Origin of the sequence: Catenuloplanes atrovinosus, assembly GCF_031458235.1 — a bacterium.
Taxonomy (GTDB): Bacteria; Actinomycetota; Actinomycetes; order Mycobacteriales; family Micromonosporaceae; genus Catenuloplanes; species Catenuloplanes atrovinosus.
In genome coordinates this window covers 6,245,528-6,262,683 of the sequence record NZ_JAVDYB010000001.1, presented here as the reverse complement: position 1 = coordinate 6,262,683, position 17,156 = coordinate 6,245,528, and the positions used below count along the sequence as shown (strand labels likewise).

General features: G+C 71.4%; 11 protein-coding genes. 8 read left to right on the top strand and 3 right to left on the bottom strand.

From position 1 onward, the window contains the following. The first annotated feature begins 416 nt into the window (after positions 1–416). Together J2S41_RS27685 and J2S41_RS27680 are read left to right on the top strand one after the other, a co-directional pair. Entirely contained in the window at positions 417–1,874 is a 1,458-nt protein-coding gene (locus J2S41_RS27685) for an integrin alpha (RefSeq protein WP_310371910.1), read from the top strand. Beyond that, positions 1,871–5,431 carry a LamG-like jellyroll fold domain-containing protein gene (locus J2S41_RS27680; protein ID WP_310371908.1) on the top strand — a complete coding sequence of 1,187 codons (3,561 nt, stop codon included), beginning with the start codon at positions 1,871–1,873 and terminating at the stop codon, positions 5,429–5,431. The genes J2S41_RS27685 and J2S41_RS27680 overlap by 4 nt, the downstream gene beginning before the upstream one ends. Positions 5,432–5,496: 65 nt before the next feature. On the opposite strand, the gene J2S41_RS27675 is transcribed toward J2S41_RS27680, so the two are convergent. Continuing rightward, positions 5,497–7,095, bottom strand: coding sequence for a methyl-accepting chemotaxis protein (locus J2S41_RS27675; protein WP_310371905.1), 1,599 nt, complete (start codon positions 7,093–7,095; stop codon positions 5,497–5,499). 256 nt (positions 7,096–7,351) lie between these two features. Here J2S41_RS27675 and J2S41_RS27670 point away from each other — a divergent pair, with 256 nt between their 5' ends. From J2S41_RS27670 to J2S41_RS27650, 5 genes are all read left to right on the top strand, one after another. Continuing rightward, positions 7,352–8,017: a YceI family protein gene (locus J2S41_RS27670; RefSeq protein ID WP_310371903.1), complete on the top strand. Its 666-nt coding sequence runs from the start codon at positions 7,352–7,354 to the stop codon at positions 8,015–8,017. A 118-nt stretch (positions 8,018–8,135) separates the two neighbouring features. After that, positions 8,136–9,245 (top strand): M48 family metallopeptidase, encoded by a 1,110-nt coding sequence (locus J2S41_RS27665; protein ID WP_310371902.1) that lies wholly within the window; start codon positions 8,136–8,138, stop codon positions 9,243–9,245. 25 nt (positions 9,246–9,270) lie between these two features. Beyond that, positions 9,271–10,635: a dipeptidase gene (locus J2S41_RS27660; protein WP_310371900.1), complete on the top strand. Its 1,365-nt coding sequence runs from the start codon at positions 9,271–9,273 to the stop codon at positions 10,633–10,635. 18 nt (positions 10,636–10,653) lie between these two features. Then, positions 10,654–10,863 (top strand): hypothetical protein, encoded by a 210-nt coding sequence (locus J2S41_RS27655; RefSeq protein WP_310371898.1) that lies wholly within the window; start codon positions 10,654–10,656, stop codon positions 10,861–10,863. Positions 10,864–10,892: 29 nt separating this feature from the next. Then, complete coding sequence (locus J2S41_RS27650) at positions 10,893–12,431, top strand: ATP-dependent DNA ligase (protein ID WP_310371896.1); 1,539 nt, start codon at positions 10,893–10,895, stop codon at positions 12,429–12,431. A gap of 926 nt (positions 12,432–13,357) precedes the next feature. On the opposite strand, the gene J2S41_RS27645 is transcribed toward J2S41_RS27650, so the two are convergent. After that, positions 13,358–14,164: an SURF1 family cytochrome oxidase biogenesis protein gene (locus tag J2S41_RS27645; RefSeq protein WP_310371894.1), complete on the bottom strand. Its 807-nt coding sequence runs from the start codon at positions 14,162–14,164 to the stop codon at positions 13,358–13,360. A 153-nt stretch (positions 14,165–14,317) separates the two neighbouring features. On the opposite strand from J2S41_RS27645, the gene J2S41_RS27640 reads away from it, so the two are divergent. Further along, positions 14,318–14,887, top strand: coding sequence for a GNAT family N-acetyltransferase (locus tag J2S41_RS27640; protein ID WP_310371892.1), 570 nt, complete (start codon positions 14,318–14,320; stop codon positions 14,885–14,887). On the opposite strand, the gene J2S41_RS27635 is transcribed toward J2S41_RS27640, so the two are convergent. After that, on the bottom strand, positions 14,888–17,101 hold the full coding sequence (locus J2S41_RS27635) for a transglycosylase domain-containing protein (protein WP_310371890.1): 2,214 nt from the start codon (positions 17,099–17,101) through the stop codon (positions 14,888–14,890). It lies immediately after the preceding gene. Between the last annotated feature and the right edge of the window lie 55 nt (positions 17,102–17,156).

Here is a 17,156-nt window from a genome sequence, read left to right as displayed (position 1 = left end):
CGGCCCCTCGGCGATTCAATTGGTGAACGCGGTTCTCGGTGTTTCCTGGTCGGCGTATTGAAGGGCTGGGGCGGTCACTGCCGTGGTTAAAGAGGTTCCGTGGGTGTTGGCGACCGGTAGCATCGCATTCTGACTCAATGGATGTGCCGTTGCGTATGTGATGTGTGCGCTGTCCGTGCCGGGCTATGTATTGCCTATTTGGTGCCAGTGCATAAGTTCCCAGAGGAGGAATCATTATGGCCGGTCTGCGCGGCTCTCCGCCAGGCTTCAATGTGGGGCGCGGTCGATGCGCTGTTGCGATTTTTGGCTGCATTCTGCTCGGCGCTGCGGTCCTCGTTGGCTCGGTATCTGGACCCCGGGCCGAGGTCATGTCTGGGTTCACTAAATCAATTGCTGATCCGCTCATCAGTCCCGGAGTGTCGGCCACCGTTGCTCCTCAGAGGGGGATGGCGATCGCTGCGGCCACCTGCGCCGGGACCGGTGGCGCTTACGACTTCAACGGGGACCGGCATCGGGACATCGCCATCGCCGATCCCGGGGCGAATGATGGCGCCGGGCGGATCATCGTGCAGTACGAGGGGATCAACGTCACCCAGACGATCGATCAGAATGCGGCCAGCAATAATCTCTGGGGTGCCGAGGCCGGTGATCAGTTCGGCTACTCGATGGACGTCGTGGACTGGAATTCCGATGGGTGCACGGATCTGCTGGTCGGGGTGCCGTACGAGGATCTGGCGAACGGCGGCCGGGATCACGGGATGGTGCACCTGATCTACGGGTCGCCGGATGGGCTGGGCAAGGGTAAGGCCAGCGAGAACTGGTCTCAGGACAGCGACGCCGCCGGGTTCGGCGATGCCGCGGAGAACCGGGATCACTTCGGGTACGCCGTGGCCGCGTCGAGGACCGCGGCCAACCAGCCGTACCTGCTGATCGGGGTGCCGGGTGAGGACCACTTCGGCCACTGGGACGCGGGGCTCGTGCACGTGCTGCGGGGCACGGCGAACTACGCGATGTGGAGTGGCAACGGCATACCCGGTGCCGCGGCTCTCAACGATCAGGTCGGCTATTCCCTCGACGCCGCCACCCATCACTTCGTGCTCGGGCGGCCCGGGGACACGATCGGCGATCGGCCGTTCGCCGGCTCGGCGCAGGTCTTCAGCAGCACGGCCATGAGCGGCTCGCTGCCGAAACTCGTGGCCGACCTCAGCCAGGACTCGAAGGACAGCGCCGGTCGAGAGGTGGACGGCGTCGCGGGGCGCGGTGACCAGTGGGGTAAGTCCGTGGCGATCATTCAGTACACGGGGACCGCCACGTCGCTGCTGGCGATCGGTGTGCCGAACGAGGATGTCAACAATGTCCAGGACGCGGGCATGGTGCAGCGGTTCGTCATCACGGACACGACGAGCACGGTGCTCAGCCCGGTCACCGAGGCGACGGCGGGCATCGGCGGCGATCCGGAGCGCGGCGGCTACTTCGGGTTCTCGGTGCGGATGGTCAACCATGCCGAACCGACGCCGGTGACCGATGACACGCTGCTCCTCGCGGTCGGCGCGCCCGGCAAGGACGTGGGCGGTGCGCGCGACGCGGGCACGATCCGGGTGTTCCGTGGCGGCCTGACCTCGATCCCCTCCGACGTCGGAGTCGACCGGAACACCGCGTTGCCGGGTGAGCCGAGGGCCGGCGAAATGATCGGCATGGCGATGAGCATGTCCGGCGCCCGCCTGCATGTCGGCACCCCCACCGGCGAAGACAAACTCTACGGCGTCCTGTGGTCGACGGTGGCCGTCGGAACGCCGGATTACGACTACGTGTTCCCGAACGACGGCACCTCTGCCCCGGCCGGCTCCGCACTCCTGGGATGGACCGCGTCATGACGATTCACGGCACGAGATGGTTCCGCGCCGCCGGGCTGACGGCCGGTCTCGCCGGCCTGCTCGGCGGCCTGGCCTACGTGGAGCATGCGCCGGACGCGGCGGTGGCCGCGTCGGCGGTGACCGCGCCGGCCGATGGCCCGCAGCACACCCAGGACGCCGCGATCGAGGCGGCCACGAAGACCGGAAAGCCGGTCGAGATCCTCGCGTTCCGCGGTGAGCGCCGCGAGGTCTTCGCCAACCCGGACGGCACCACGACCGAGAACCTGTACGTCCAGCCCGAGCATGTGGCGAAGGGCGGCAGCTGGGTGCCGGTGGACACCACGCTCGTCGAGCGCTCGGACGGCTCGGTGGCGCCGAAGGCCGTACCGTTCGGTGCCGCTCTGTCCGGTGGCGGTGCTGAGGCGCCGTTCATCGAGGTTGAGCGTGCCGGCCGCACGATGGGCCTGACATGGCCGGGAAAGCTGCCGAAGCCCACGCTCAGTGGGGACCGGGCGACGTACGGCGAGGTGTTGCCGGGTGTCGACCTGGTGGTCAACGTGACGTCGACCGGTTTCTCCCACGTTCTTGTGGTCAAGAACGCGGAGGCGGCCACCAATCCGGAGCTGGCCGAGCTGGACCTCGGTGTCCGTACCGGCGGGCTGACCGTGCGTGAGCGGGGTGAGGGTCTCGCCGCGGTGGACACCGCGACCGGCGGCGCGCTCTTCGAGGCGGCGGATCCGATCGTGTGGGACTCTGGCCCGGCTCCGCGAGCCAACGCGCGCTCCGCGGCTCCGCCGCCGGTCGACGCGGCGAGCGCGGCACCGGACAACGCCAAGCGCGCCGAGCTCGGCGTGCGGTTGAGCAAGGACACGCTCACGCTGACTCCCGACCGGGCGATGCTCACCGCGAAGGACACCCGTTGGCCGGTGTACATCGACCCGGTGTGGGTGGACACGACCAATTCCGGCTGGGCCGGCGTCCAGAAGGCGTTCCCGAACCAGCCGAACTGGAAGTTCAGCGGCAACGCGGGCGTCGGCCTGTGCCCGCCCGCGGACTCCGATTGCGCCGGCGGCAACGACGTCAAGCGCATCCTGTACGCGCTGCCCACGCCGTACGGCGGGAAGAGCATCATCAGCGCGCAGTTCCACGTGGGCATGACGTACCTGTGGGGCCCGGTGACCCGGTCGGTGTCGTTGCATCTGGCGAACGCCGGCATCGGCTCCGGCACCACGTGGAACAACCAGCCCGCGATGGGGGCGCTGCAGGAGCAGAAGTCGCCGACGAACACGGTCGGCTGTGGTTCGCGCAACGTCGAGTTCAACGCGACGAACGCGGTGCAGCAGGCCGCCGCGAAGAACTGGTCGACCACCACGTTCCTGCTGAAGGCGACGAGCGAGACCGACGGTACGGCGTGGAAGCGCTTCTGCGGCAACGCGCTGCTGCGGGTCAACTACAACTCCACGCCGAACCGGCCGGCGCAGAACTCGCTGCTGACCACGCCGGGGGGTGCGTGCGTGTCGGGCGCGAACGCGCCGTACACCGACACGATCCCCACGCTGAGGGCCACGCTCACCGACCCGGACCACAAGCCGGGCAAGCACACCGAGAACATGACCGGCGAGTTCCAGGTGTCCTGGACGCCGGCGGGCGGCAGCACCGTGACCCGGCTCATCACCACCGGCGTGAAGGCCAGCGGTTCGCAGTTCAGCATCACCGCGCCGTCCGACATCCCGGAGAACGTGGTGGTGACCTGGCAGGTCCGGGCGCGTGATGACCGGACGATCAGCCAGTGGAGCGGCGAGGGCGGCCAGTCGAAGTGCCAGTTCGTGCTGGACCGGACGCGACCGGTGGGGCCGGACATCGACTCACCGGAGTACCTGGCGTCGGACGCGGGTGACACCACGGCGGCGTGCGTGGAGAGCGAGGACTGGATCGGCTCGGTGGGGCAGTACGGGACTTTCACGTTCGACAGCCCGTCGGCGGACGTCGTCTCCTACCGGTACGGGTTCAACACCAACCCGTCGGCGAACAACGTCCTCACGCCTGCCGCGCCGGGCGGACCGGTGTCGGTGGACTGGATGCCGACCGGGGACGGGCAGAACTTCGTCACGGTGCAGGCGTTCGACAAGGCGAACAACGCCACGGTGACATCCGTGTGCACGTTCTGGGTCCCGAACCGGCCGTCGGTGGCGGAGTGGGCGCTGGACGAGGCGGCCGGCTCGGCCACCGCCGCCGACGCGCGGGGTGCGCTGCCCGCCACGGCGGGCGCGGGCGTGACGTTCGACGTGCCGGGCCCGGCCTGCCAGGACACACCCACCGGGTGTACGGACAACGCCGTGGCGCTGAACGGCACGGCGGCCGGCCACCTGACCACCGGCGCGGGTGCCGTGCCGATCGACACCAGCCGCCCGTACACGGTCTCGGCGTGGGCACGGCTGGCGGACCACGGCACCGGAGCACGCCGTGATCAGACCGTGCTCAGCCACGACGGCAGTGGACAGTACGCGTACTCGATCGGGTACGAGGCCGAACTCGATGCGTGGGTGGCCCGGCTGCCGCACACCGACGTGATCAGTCTCGACTCGCACTCGGCCTGGACCCCGACGCGGGCCACCCCGAACGAGTGGACGCACCTGGCGCTGGTCGTGGACCCGCGGCTGGGGAAGATGACGTTCTACGTCAACGGAGTGGTGCAGGGGTACGTCTCGGTCGACGCCAGCTGGTACGCACAAGGGCCGATACAGATCGGCCGCCGCTACCACCACGCCGGCTACCGCGACTTCTTCAAGGGCGAGGTCGCCGACGTGGCGCTCTTCGACCGGATCGTGATGCCCGGCCAGATCACCGCGCTGGCCGAGCTGGCGCCCCGCCGGGTCGGCTACTGGACGCTGAACTCGGTCGCGGGTAACACGTCGCCGTACTACAGCGACGACGACACCACACCCGGACAGGACCTGACGCTGGCCGGGGGGCCGGTGCTGTACGCACCGGACCTCGACGCGGACCCGACCCTGCGGTCGGCCCTGGTCGGCGCGGGCCACCTGGTGTTCGACGGGGTCGACGACCACGCGTACACGGCCGGGCCGGTCGCCGCGACCGATGGCAGCTTCACCGTGAGCTTGCGGGTCCAGGCCGCGTCCACGCAGTGCGGCACCGGCCGCGCGGCGATCTCTCAGGCCGGTACCCGGTCGAGCGGGTTCGTGATCCGGTGCGGTGCCACCGGCCGCTGGGAGGCGGTCCTGCCGCATGACGACGCGAACGGCTCGGCGCAGACGGTGATCGACAGCGGTGTCGCGGTGAGCACCGACAACAGCGGTCAGCATCTCGCGCTGGTCTACAACGCGTTCCTGAACACGGCCTCGCTCTACGTCGACGGCGCGCTGAGTGCCACGGCGACGGTCCCGTACGCGTCCGACTGGGCCGCCGGTGGCGGGCTCCAGGTGGGCCGGGCGATGACCGACGGCGCGTACGGCCAGTACTTCGCCGGTGTCGTGGACGACGTGCGGGTCTACACCGGTGTCGCGACCACGCCGATGGTGCAACTGCTGGCGAACCGGCAGGAGCAGACGCAGCTCTGACCGGAAACGACGGGTCCACGGGGGAAGGGATTCCCCCGTGGACCCGTTTCGCGTCGCGGGGCCGGTCAGTAGCGGAACAGGGCCAGGTTGCGCTGGAGTGCCGCCGCCACCCGGGCCAGTTCCGCCGAGGTCTGCTCGGTGTTCGCGGCCGCGCCGGTGGTTTCGGCGGCGGCCTCGGCGACGCCGGTGACGTTGGAGCTGATCTCGGAGGAGCCGGTGGCGACCTCGTTGACGTTGCGGCTCATCTCGGCGGTGGTGGCGGTCTGCTGCTCGACCGCGGCCGCGATCGCGGTCTGGGTGGCGTTGATCTGTTCGATGACGTCGCTGATGGCGGCGATCGCGGCGACCGCGGCGTCGGCGTCGGACTGGATGGCGGCGACCCGGGCGGAGATGTCGCCGGTGGCCCGCGCGGTCTCCTGGGCCAGGTCCTTGACCTCGGAGGCGACCACCGCGAAGCCCTTGCCCGCGTCGCCGGCGCGCGCGGCCTCGATGGTGGCGTTCAGCGCCAGCAGGTTGGTCTGCTCCGCGATCGAGGTGATCAGCTTGACCACGTTGCCGATCTCGGCGGACGACGCGCCGAGCTGGTCGAGGATCTCGCCGGCGCGGGCGGAGGCGGTGACGGCACCGGCCGCGACGTCGGCGGCGCTGGAGGTGGAGCGGGCGATCTCGGAGATGGAGGCGCCGATCTCGTCGCTGCCGGCCGCGATCGTGGAGATGTTGACGCTGATCTGCTCCGCGGCGGACGAGGCGGCCTGGGCCTGGGCGGATGAGCGCGCGGCGGAGTCGTTGACGGTGCCGGCGACCGCGGACAGTTCCTCGCTGGCGGAGGCGAGCGTGTCGACGTTGGTGGCGATCTCCCGCATGGCGCCGGAGATGCGGTCCAGCGCCGCGTTGAGCGATGTGGCCATCCGGCCGACCTCGTCGCGGCTCGTCACGTCGAGGCGCTCGTCGAGCCGGCCCTCGGCGAGCCCGTTGAGCACCGCGACGGTACGGGTCAGCGGCCCGGCGATCATGCGGCTCACCACGATCACGACGACCACGCTGACCGCTACCGCGCCGGCGATGAGCAGCCAGATGAGCAGCGTGGCCGCACGGGAGGCCGAGGTGGCGTCGTCGAGTGCCCGCTGCGCGGCGGTGTCCTCGATCGTCTGGAGGTCGTCCAGTGCCGCGCTCATCGCGGTCTCCAGCGCCTTGCCCTGCGCGTTGTAGGCGGTGAGGAACGCATCGAAGTCGCTGGACTCGGCTGCCGGGATCAGCGTCCCGGTACGTACCTGCCGGAATTCGGCGAGTGCGGCGTCGAACCGGTCGCGCGCCTCCTCCCGGCCGGTCATGTCCGTGGCGGTGTAGAGCCCCCAGTTGGTGTCCAGCGTCTCGTCCGTGGTGGCGATCTCCTCCTGGACCTGCGCGATCTCCGCCTCGGTGGGCGCGATCGCGTAGTTGAAGAGTTCCCGCGCGGCCTCCTGGTTGGCGGTGTCGACCAGGCCAAGCCAGTAGATCGCCTGGAGGCTGTCCCGGTACATGCCCTGCAACCGGTCCTGCGCCTGGCGCAGTTGCACCATGCCGACCAGCCCGATCACCAGCGCCAGCAGCAGCACCACGGTGAAGCTCAGTGCCAGCTTCCCCGCGACCCGCAGGTTGCGGAACGCGGCCACCGGTCCTGTCATCGCTCTCCCCATCCGGCCGGGTCCTAGGACACAAATATGTCATTCGCCCGTTATGTGGCAGTAGCTTCCTGGCTTCTGCGGACGTGACGGCCGGCGGTCGCTATCATCCGCGCCCGCTCTGCCGGGTCGCCCGCCAAATGTCACGGTGAACCGCCTGTAACATGCATGAAATGCTGTGGTCTAATCGTTCACGGCTCAACGCGGCCCTCATTGAAGGGCCGGCGAACAAAAGGCAAATCGGGGGGTACGTAAAGCGATGGCCGACAGCCCGACGCGGGAGTGGAATGGCTTGGTCATCCCCTCTCCCGGCATCTACGAGCTGGACGAGGCGCACAAGCGAGTGGGCTTCACGGCGCAGCACATGATGGTCAGCCCGGTGCGCGGAGAGTTCACCAAGGGGTGGGCGAGGATAGCCGTGGCGGACGATCCATTGCAATCCACGGTGACGGCCGTCATTCAGACGAACAGCATCGACACCGCGAATCCGGAACGTGACGCGCATCTCTCCGGCGCCGATTTCCTCGACGTCGAGAGATTCCCCACTCTGGAATTCCGCAGCACCGGAGTGAAATGGGAGGAGCCGGACGACGCCATCTTCTCCTGGGCCTCACTGCGTGCCGCCAACCGGATCACCCGCCGCGCGGTGGACATGCCGCAGCCGACGGCCCGGCGCTCCGGCCGGTTCGTGCTCGCCGGCGACCTGCGCATCCGCGACGTCATCCAGCCGGTCGAGCTGAAGGTGGAGTTCGGCGGCGCGCGGCGCGACCCGTACGGCCGGGACATCGTGGGTTTCAGCGCGCACACCGACATCAACCGCGAGGAGTTCGGCCTCCGCTGGAACGTGGTGCTGGAGAGCGGCGGCGTGCTGGTCGGCAAGCGCGTCCGGATCGAGATCGCGGGCGAGGCGATCAGGCGGCAGTAGAAGATCGAACCCTAGGGGGAAACTCAGGGTGACCGATCGCGCGGCGGGCATGGACGCCGTTTGACGGACTGGGGCACGATCGCAGGAGTCCGAGCCAAGCCACTCCGGGGAGCGAGAGATGAGCACCGACACGACTGGCGGCACACCGGCCCGGCGGCGGGTGACGCTCACCGGCATCAGCTCCCGCGCCTGGGAACACCCGGCCGACCGGGGCGCGCTCACCGCGCTCCGCGAGCTGCGCGGCTTCGACGACGTGGTCAAGGCGTTCTTCGGCATGTGGAACGAGCGCGGCTTCCGCCTCTCCTACCTGGCCGGCGGCATTCGCGTGGACCACCGCCAATACCCCTCGGTCTACGCGCGGTACGCGGAGGCCGGCGCCACGCTCGACATCGCCGAGCTGCCCGAGCTCTTCGTCGAGCAGAACCCGATGATCGGCGGCCGGGCGATCGGGCTGGACCGGCCGTTCATCGTGATCACCACGGGCGCGATCCAGCAGCTCGACGACGAGGAGCTGCGCACCCTGCTGGGGCACGAGCTGGGGCACGTGCGCAGCGGCCACGCGGTCTACAAGACCATCCTGATGGTGCTGACCCGCTGGGCGACGAACCTGGCCTGGCTGCCGATCGGCGCGATCGCGCTCCGGGCGATCATCGCGGCGATGTACGAGTGGTGGCGCAAGGCCGAGCTCTCCGCCGACCGCGCCGGCCTGCTCGCCGGGCAGGACCCGGCCGCCGCGCTGCGCCTGCTGATGAAGCTGGCGGGCGGCGGCGACCTCAGCCAGATCGACACCACCGCGTTCCTGGAGCAGGCCGCGGAGTACGCGGGCGGCGGCGACGTGCGCGACAGCCTGCACAAGCTGCGGATGACCGCGTGGAGCAGCCACCCGGTGCCGGTCGCGCGCGCGGCCGACCTGCGCCAGTGGATCGACTCGGGGGCGTACGCGCGGATTCTCGGCGGCGACTACCCGCACCGCGACACGGACCGTGACGCCAGCGTCAGCGACGCCGCCAAGGAGGCCGCGGAGGCGTACCGCGAGTCGTTCGCCAACTCGCCCGACCCGCTGGTCGGCCTGGTGCGGCGGCTCGGCGGCGGCGCGGCCGACATCGGCGAGTGGGCCGGCAGCCAGGCGGGCAAGGCGCGCGACTGGGCGAGCACCGCGGCCGACTCCGCGGCCCGCGCCGCACGGCGACGCCCGCCGGGCGCGGACGGCGGCGCCGACCAGCAGTAAGGCGACCGGCAATAGGATTGTCGCCATGACGGATTCGATCATGGATGAGGCGGCGATCCGCGCGGCGATCCTGCGGGAGATGCCGGGCGTGCGCGCCGACCTGGAGCGGCTCGTCCGGATTCCCGGAATCGCCTTCGAGGGCTTCGACTTCTCGCACGTGGAGCGCTCCGCGGAGGCGGTCGCCGAGCTGCTGCGCGCCGAGGGCCTGGAGACCCGGATCGTCCGGGCCGGCGGCCAGCCCGCCGTGATCGGGACCAAGGCCGCCCCGCCCGGCGCGCCCACGGTGCTGCTCTACGCGCACCACGACGTGCAGCCGATCGGCGACCGGAGCATGTGGGAGAGCGACCCGTTCGAGCCGGTCGAGCGCGACGGCCGGCTCTACGGCCGCGGCGCCGCCGACGACAAGGCGGGCGTGATGGCGCACGTCGCGGCGCTCCGGGCGTACGGTGACGCGCTGCCGGTCGGCGTGGTGCTGTTCATCGAGGGCGAGGAGGAGTACGGCTCCGAGTCGCTGGACGCGCTGCTCGAGGCGCACCGCGACGAGCTCTCCGCGGACGTCATCGTGATCGCCGACTCGTCGAACTGGGAGGTCGGCGTGCCCGCGCTGACCACCTCGCTGCGCGGCATCGTCAACGCGTTCGTCGAGGTGCGGGTGCTGGACAGCGCGGTGCACAGCGGCATGTTCGGCGGCGTCGCGCCGGACGCGCTCACCGCGCTGGTCAAGCTGCTCGGCACGCTGCACACCGAGGCCGGCGACGTGGCGGTGGACGGGCTGGTCGGCCGCGCGGTCTCCGCGCTCGACTACCCGGAGGAGCGGCTGCGCGCCGAGGCCGGGATGCTCGACGGCGTCCGGTTCATCGGCACCGACCGGCTCACCGACCGGATGTGGACCAAGCCGGCGCTGGCCATCCTCGGCATCGACGCACCGCCCACCGCGGAGGCGCCGAACGCGCTGGTCCCGTCCGCGAAGGCGAAGCTCAACCTGCGGCTCGCGCCCGGCGACGACCCGAAGTCCGCGTTCGCGGCGCTCACCTCGCACCTGGAGAAGCACGCGCCGTGGGGCGCGCGGGTCACGATCACGCTGGAGCAGGACGGCTCGCCGTCGGTCATCGACGCGACCGGCCCCGCGTTCGACGCCGCGCGCGACGCGTTCCGTACCGCCTGGGACGGCGTCGAGCCGGTGGACGTGGGCATCGGCGGATCGATCCCGTTCATCGCCACGTTCCAGGACCTCTTCCCGGGGGCGGCGATCCTGGTCACCGGCGTGGAGGACCCGCACTCCAAGGCGCACGGGCCGAACGAGAGCCTGCACCTGGGCGAGTTCCAGCGCGCGTGCCTCGCGGAGGCGCTCCTGCTGTCGACTGTGGCGAAAGCACTCCACAAGGGCTGAATGCGCTAGCATTCGTACATGAGTACGAATGATGTGATCGCGCGGCTGGACGCCGCCGTGAGCGCGCTGGGGGACGTGGACGTCTCCGGGTGGGACGACGCCGCCCTCACCGAGCACCTCGACGAGCTCTCCGCCGCGCTGGTCAAGGTGGACGGCCAGCTCGCCCGCCTCGCCGACGCGGTCCGCGCTCGCGGCCTCCGCATCGTCGAGCCGCCCGTTGCCGCATAAATGTCAGGGGTGGCTGCCAGGATGGACCCGTGAGGTTCATTGATCTGGCAGCCACCTCGTCCGCCGTGGCGGCCACGTCCGCGCGGAAGGCGAAGATCGAGCTGCTGGCCGGCGCGCTGCGCGGGCTCGATCCGGGCGAGGTGACGGCCGGCGCGGCGTACCTCGCGGGTGAGCTGCGGCAGCGGCAGACCGGCGTCGGCTACGCGAGCCTGCGTGACCTGCCAGCGCCCGCGGCCGAGCCGACCCTCACCGTCGGTGCCGTCGACGCGGCCATCGCAGAACTGTCCGCCGTGTCCGGTGCCGGCTCCCAGGCCACCCGCCGCGCGCTGGTCGGCGCGCTCTTCGCCGCCGCCACCGCGGAGGAGCAGCGGCTGCTCACCGGCCTGTTCAGCGGCGAACTGCGCCAGGGCGCGCAGGCCGGCATACTCGCGGACGCGATCGCCAAGGCCGCCGACATCCCCGCCGCGGCCGTCCGCCGCGCGCTGCTGCTCAGCGGCGACCTCAAGACCGTGGCCGCGGCCGCGCTGCACGGCGGCGCCGCCGCCCTCGCCGAGTTCACGCTGCGGGTCGGCCGGCCGCTCGCGCCGATGCTGGCGCAGAGCGCGCCCACGGTGGCGGACGCGCTGGAGAGCACCGGCGCGCCCGCGATGGTCGACGTGAAGCTCGACGGCATCCGCATCCAGGTGCACCGCGCCGGCTCCGACGTGGCGGTCTTCACCCGCAGCCTCGACGACATCACCGGCCGCATCCCCGAGGTGGTCTCCGCCGTCCGCGCGCTGCCCCCGGGCGACCTGGTGCTGGACGGCGAGGCGATCGCGCTGGACGCCACCGGCCGCCCGCGCCCGTTCCAGGAGACCTCGGCCCGCGCCGCCACGCGCGCGAGCGGCACGGTCTCCGCGACCGGCACGGTGCTCACGCCGTACTTCTTCGATCTCCTGCACCTCGACGGCACCGACCTGCTGGACGCGCCGGGCACCACACGCTGGGCCGCGCTCGCGGACACGCTGCCCGCCGAGCTGATCGTCGGCCGAGCGCTGGCCGACACGCCCGAGCGCGGCGCGGAACTGTTCGCCACCGCCGTCCGCGCCGGCCAGGAGGGCGTGGTGATCAAGTCGCCGGACGCGCCGTACGACTCCGGCCGCCGCGGCGGCGCCTGGGTCAAGGTCAAGCCCCGGCACACACTCGACCTGGTCGTCCTCGCCGTCGAGTGGGGCAGCGGCCGCCGCAAGGGCTGGCTGTCCAACCTGCACCTCGGCGCACGCGACGAGGAGACCGGCGGCTTCGTCATGCTCGGCAAGACCTTCAAGGGCCTCACCGACGAGTTGCTGCGCTGGCAGACCGAACGGTTCCTGTCCTTGGCCGTCGACCGCGGGGACTGGGTGGTCACGGTGCGCCCGGAGCAGGTGGTGGAGATCGCCTTCGACGGCGTCCAGACCAGCCCTCGCTATCCGGGCGGCGTCGCGCTCCGCTTCGCCCGCGTCCTGCGCTACCGCGACGACAAGACCGCCGCCGAGGCCGACACCATCACCACCGTCCGCACCATCCACGCCGGCCTGCCGCCCGCCTGAACCGGACCCCCTTCGCCGTGCGAGCTGTGGGAGCGACGCCGGACCCTGCCGCCCCCTGTATCGGACCTGCTCCTCGCCGTGCGAGCTGCGAGGGCGACCCCTTTCCCGCTTCCGGCGTGGTGCGGCCCGCGGGCGCAGCGCTAGCTCCGTGGACGACCCCGCCCCCCGGATCTTCCCGCGTCCGGCGTGGTGCGGCCCGCATGCTCCCGCGGGCGCTGTGCCGACTCCGTGGACGACCCCGGACCCCGATATTCCCGCTCCCAGCCCGGTGCGGCCCGCATGCTCCCGCGGGCAAACCTCCGGCTTCCCTCCGACTCCGCTGGCGCTCCGCTCCGGTCCGCCGGTCGGAGCCGGTGTCCGTGTGGTCACCGCTACCACGCCGTCCGCGCCTTTGCTCACCTCCCGGCCGCGCCGACGCCGCGTCCGTGGTCGTGGCGCGGGCCCGTTGATCGACCAGTTTTCATCTATGTGAGCCTCAGGCACGTAATTCCCACCGAATAACGTGCCTGAGGCTCACAAAGTCGCAGCGGACACCTAGCCGAGACCGTCTATATGCGGAAATATCGGGCGACGGTGACGGCGACGGGGGCGGTTACCCGCCGGCCAAGCGCGGCGAGGACACCCGCCGCGCGCTCCAGGCGCGCGTCGGCTCTGGCTGTCTGGGGTGCGATGGCGCGGCCGGGAGTCGTGGTGGTGCGGGTAGTGCGTGGGGTTGAGTGACCAGGGGCGGGACCGGCTCCGATGCGGCGGTGGAGCGGCGGCGGAGCCGCCGCGAGGTTTGCCCGCGGGAGCATGCGGGCCGCATCCGGCTGGGAGCGGGAGGATCGGGGTCTGGGGTCGTCCCCGGAGCTAGCGCTGCGTCCGCGGGGGCGTGCGGGCCGCACCACGCCGGGAGCGGGGAGATCCGAAGTCGGTGGAGACGCGGGTCAGGGGGTTTGGGCGTAGGGGGTGGTGTCTTCGGTGAGGCGGCTGGTGGGGGTGGTGGGGCCGCGGGCCTCGCGGTGGGCGAGCCAGATGAAGCCGGCGAGGGTGAGGGCGGCGAAGAGCCACCACTGGACGGCGTAGCCGCCGTTCTGCCAGGCGTTCTCGTGGCGGGCCTCGATCTGGACGAATGCCGGGTCGGCGGCCGGCTGTTGCTCGGTGAGCAGGAGATACGCGCCGTAGATGGGGTACGGCAGCTCGGGCGCGAGCGTGGGGAGGCCGATGCGGCGGGTCTCGAGGCGGCCGTCGCGGCGGTCGAGGGTGCCGGCCTTGCTCTCGGAGAGGTGGATTTTGCCGATCACGGTGACGGTGCCGGTGGGGGCGGGCGGGATCGCGGGGCGGGCCAGCGCGTCGCCCTCGGCGGGTGGGATCCAGCCGCGGTCGATCAGGACGGCGGTGCCGTCGGGCAGCCGGAGCGGGGTGATCACCTCGAAGCCGACCTGGCCCGCGACGGTACGGCTGCGGGCGAGGATCTCGTTCGCCGGGTCGTAGACGCCGGTGACGGTGACGCGGGTCCACTCGACGTCCTTGCCGGGGGCGGTGCCGGGCGTGCCGGCCCGGTCGGGCGCGTCCATGGTCGAGGTGAGCGGGACCGGTGCGACGCTGTCCGCGCGGTCGATGCGGTCGTTGATCGCGCTGCGTTCCTGGTAACGGCTGAGCTGCCAGTTGCCGAGCAGCACCATGACCCCGGCCGCGGCCAGGGCCAGTGCGAGATAGCCCAGCCAGCGGGGGGTGAACAGGAACCGGTACACCCTTGGCAGGTTACTCGCGGATGATAAGGCCACTTCCGGCGGTGGTGATCTGTCGGTTTTCGGCCTCTTCGCGTGTTCAAAGCCGACTATTTACGGTGAAAAGCCTTGCCGAACGGCGGGTACGTGTCGTACCCGGCCGGTATGGTCTGGCGCGTGAGTGGCCTCGTGGCGGTGCGCCCGTTCCCGGCGTTGACCGTCTCCACCCCGCGCCTGCTCGTGCGCGCGCTGACCGGCGCGGACGCCAAGCAGATCGGCGTCGTCTTCAGCGACCGGATGACGCGGCGGTGGCTGCCGTTCGACGAGGACGCCGGGCCGATAGACGGGCTGGAGTGGTGCACGGAGGAGGCGCAGGAGCGGCGGGACAGCGGCGCCGGTGACCACCTCGGCATCGTCCGCCGGGAGGACGACCGGCTGATCGGCAGCCTCTGGACGAAGCGCACCGACTGGGCCGGCCGGGTCACCGAGGTGTGCGTCGCGCTGGAGCCGGCCGCCCGGGGCTACGGGCTGGCCGCCGAGGCGGTCATCGCGGTGTCGTTCGCGCTGATCATGGAGCACGGCTTCGCGCGGCTGGAGATCCGGGTGCCGCCCGGCAACGTGGCGGCCCGCCGGGTCGCGGAGAAGGCCGGGTTCAGCTACGAGGGGGTGCTGCGCAGCGCCGGGCACGTGCTCGGCGCGCGCGCCGACCTGGAGGTGTGGTCGCTGGTCGCGGCCGACCTGCGGTGATCACTCGCGGCCGGAGCCGGAGTCGGAGTCGGAGTCGCGGCCGGAGTCCCGGTCCGCGCCGTACATCAGCTGCTCGGACGGCGCGGTGAAGCGCTTGACCGGCTGGTCGCGCATCGCGTCGCGCAGCGTCTCCGCGACCGTGGTCCGCGACTTGTAGCTGTGCTCAGTGCCGACCCGGTGCTGCGGATTGTCCGGGTCGGCCAGGAACGCGGCCACGGCCAGCTGCGGGACGTACCCGACGAACCAGGACGCCTGGTAGTTGTCGGTGGTGCCGGATTTGCCGGCGACCGGGCGGTCCACCGTGCCGCGCACGCCGCCCGCGGTCGACCAGCCGCCGCACCGGCCGCCGTCCGAGGAGCCGGTGGTGCACCGGGCCGCGTCCGTCGCCGCGCGCGCCACCTCGACCGGGATCGCCTGGTGGCAGCGCGATCGCGCGACCTCGACCGGGGCGCCGTTCACGGTACGGGTGGCGGGCCTGCCGTCCGGGCCGGTCACGGAGAGCACCGGCAGCGGCTCGCAGTAGCGGCCCTCCGCCGCCACGGTGGCGTACGCGTTGGCCATCTCCAGCGGCGTGGTGTCCGCGACGCCGAGCGTGAACGCGCCCCAGCCGCGCGCCCGCTCCGGTGAGGCCTGAACGCGGTCGATCTCGGTGCGCCAGCGCAGGCCGAGCCGTTCCGCCATGCGCACCGCGCGCTGCGCCCCGACCTTCTGCTCCAGCTGTACGAAGTAGGTGTTCACCGACTGGCCGAAGCCGGACCACATGTTCTTCCGCCCGGTCATCGACGTGCTGGCGTTGCGCACGCACCAGCGGTCGCCGCACCGGGTCGGGTCGTTCCAGTCCGCCGGGTACTTGGTCTTCAGCCGCTCCGGCGCGTAGTAGCTGGTGCTCAGCGGCAGTCCCTCGTCCAGCGCCGCGAGCATGGTGAACAGCTTGAACGTGGAGCCGGCCTGGTAGCCGGGCATGTCGCCGCCGCCGAGCAGCGGGTTGACCGTGTTCGGGTAGGTGCCGAGCAGGCCGGCCCGGCGCAGTCGCGCGTCGCTGTGCCGGCCGTTGTCCCTCTTGTCCAGCGAGTAGACCCGGTTGACCGCCATCGCGCGCACGTGCCCGCTGCCCGGCTCGACCGCGACCGTGCCGTGCGCGTACCGGCTGCGGGTCCCCTCCTTGTCGAGCACGTGCCGCTGCGCGTCGGCCTGCACGGCCGGGTCGAGCGTGGTCACGATGTGGTAGCCGCCGCGCCGGAGCCGGTCCAGCCGCTCGGCCGGGTCCTTGCCGAACGCGGCCTGCTGCATCCACCAGTTCTTGAAGTAGTCGCAGAAGAAGCCCCAGTCGTTGACGCGCTCGGGCACCGCGAGGCAGTCGTTCGGCGGGTTCGTCAGCTTCAGCTCGATCGGCGCGGCCTTCTCCTTCCGCGCCTGCCGCGCGCTGAGGTGGCCGGCCTGCGTCATCCGGTCGATCACGTAGTCGCGGCGCGCGATCGCGGCCTCCTGGTCCCGGCCCGCCGGGTCGTACGCGGAGGGCGCCTTGACCAGGCCGGCCAGCAGCGCGGCCTCGGCCACGGTCAGCGAGCCGGCGTCCTTGGAGAAGAAGACCTCGGCGGCGGCGCCGATGCCGTACGCGCGGTGCCCGAAGTAGGCGGAGTTGAGGTAGCCCTCCAGGATCTGCTCCTTGGACATCCGCTTCTCGACCTCCATGGCCAGCCGCATCTCGCGCAGCTTGCGGCCGGTGGTCTGCTCGGTGGCGGCGAGCGCCTGGACCGGCGACTCGGCGCCGTCGCGCAGCGCCATCCGGACGTACTGCATGGTCAGCGTGGAGGCGCCCTGGGAGACGCCGCCGGCCCGCTGATTCGCGACGAACGCGCGGGCCGCGCCCTTCATGTCGACGCCGTTGTGTTCGTAGAAGCGCGCGTCCTCGGCCGCGATGATCGCGTGCTGGACGTGCCGGGAGATGTCGCTGAGCGCGAGCGGCTTGCGGTGCTCCTCGTAGAACATCGTGATCAGCGTCTTGCCGTCGGCGGCGTAGACGTAGCTGGTCTGCGCGTTGGGCGGGACGGTCAGCTCGCGGGGGAGCTCGCGCACCTTCTCGATGCCGGCCTTGGCGCCGAGCCCGGCCAGGGCGGCCAGCGGGTACGCCATCCCCGCGACGATCACTCCGACGATGATCCCGGTACGGAGGAGGGCGGCGAGCTTGCCGGCCGCGGAGGTAGTGCGCTCCATACGCCAAAAGTAGGACATATTCGTTTATGTGAGGGCGGAAAGGAGTGAACCGCTC

Bases quoted from the DNA above. Each gene is read 5' to 3' on its own strand.
- J2S41_RS27680 (WP_310371908.1), top strand. From the start codon at position 1,871: ATGACGATTCACGGCACGAGATGGTTCCGCGCCGCCGGGCTGACGGCC.
- J2S41_RS27675 (WP_310371905.1), bottom strand. From the start codon at position 7,095: ATGACAGGACCGGTGGCCGCGTTCCGCAACCTGCGGGTCGCGGGGAAG.
- J2S41_RS27670 (WP_310371903.1), top strand. From the start codon at position 7,352: ATGGCCGACAGCCCGACGCGGGAGTGGAATGGCTTGGTCATCCCCTCT.
- J2S41_RS27665 (WP_310371902.1), top strand. From the start codon at position 8,136: ATGAGCACCGACACGACTGGCGGCACACCGGCCCGGCGGCGGGTGACG.
- J2S41_RS27660 (WP_310371900.1), top strand. From the start codon at position 9,271: ATGACGGATTCGATCATGGATGAGGCGGCGATCCGCGCGGCGATCCTG.
- J2S41_RS27655 (WP_310371898.1), top strand. From the start codon at position 10,654: ATGAGTACGAATGATGTGATCGCGCGGCTGGACGCCGCCGTGAGCGCG.
- J2S41_RS27635 (WP_310371890.1), bottom strand. From the start codon at position 17,101: ATGGAGCGCACTACCTCCGCGGCCGGCAAGCTCGCCGCCCTCCTCCGT.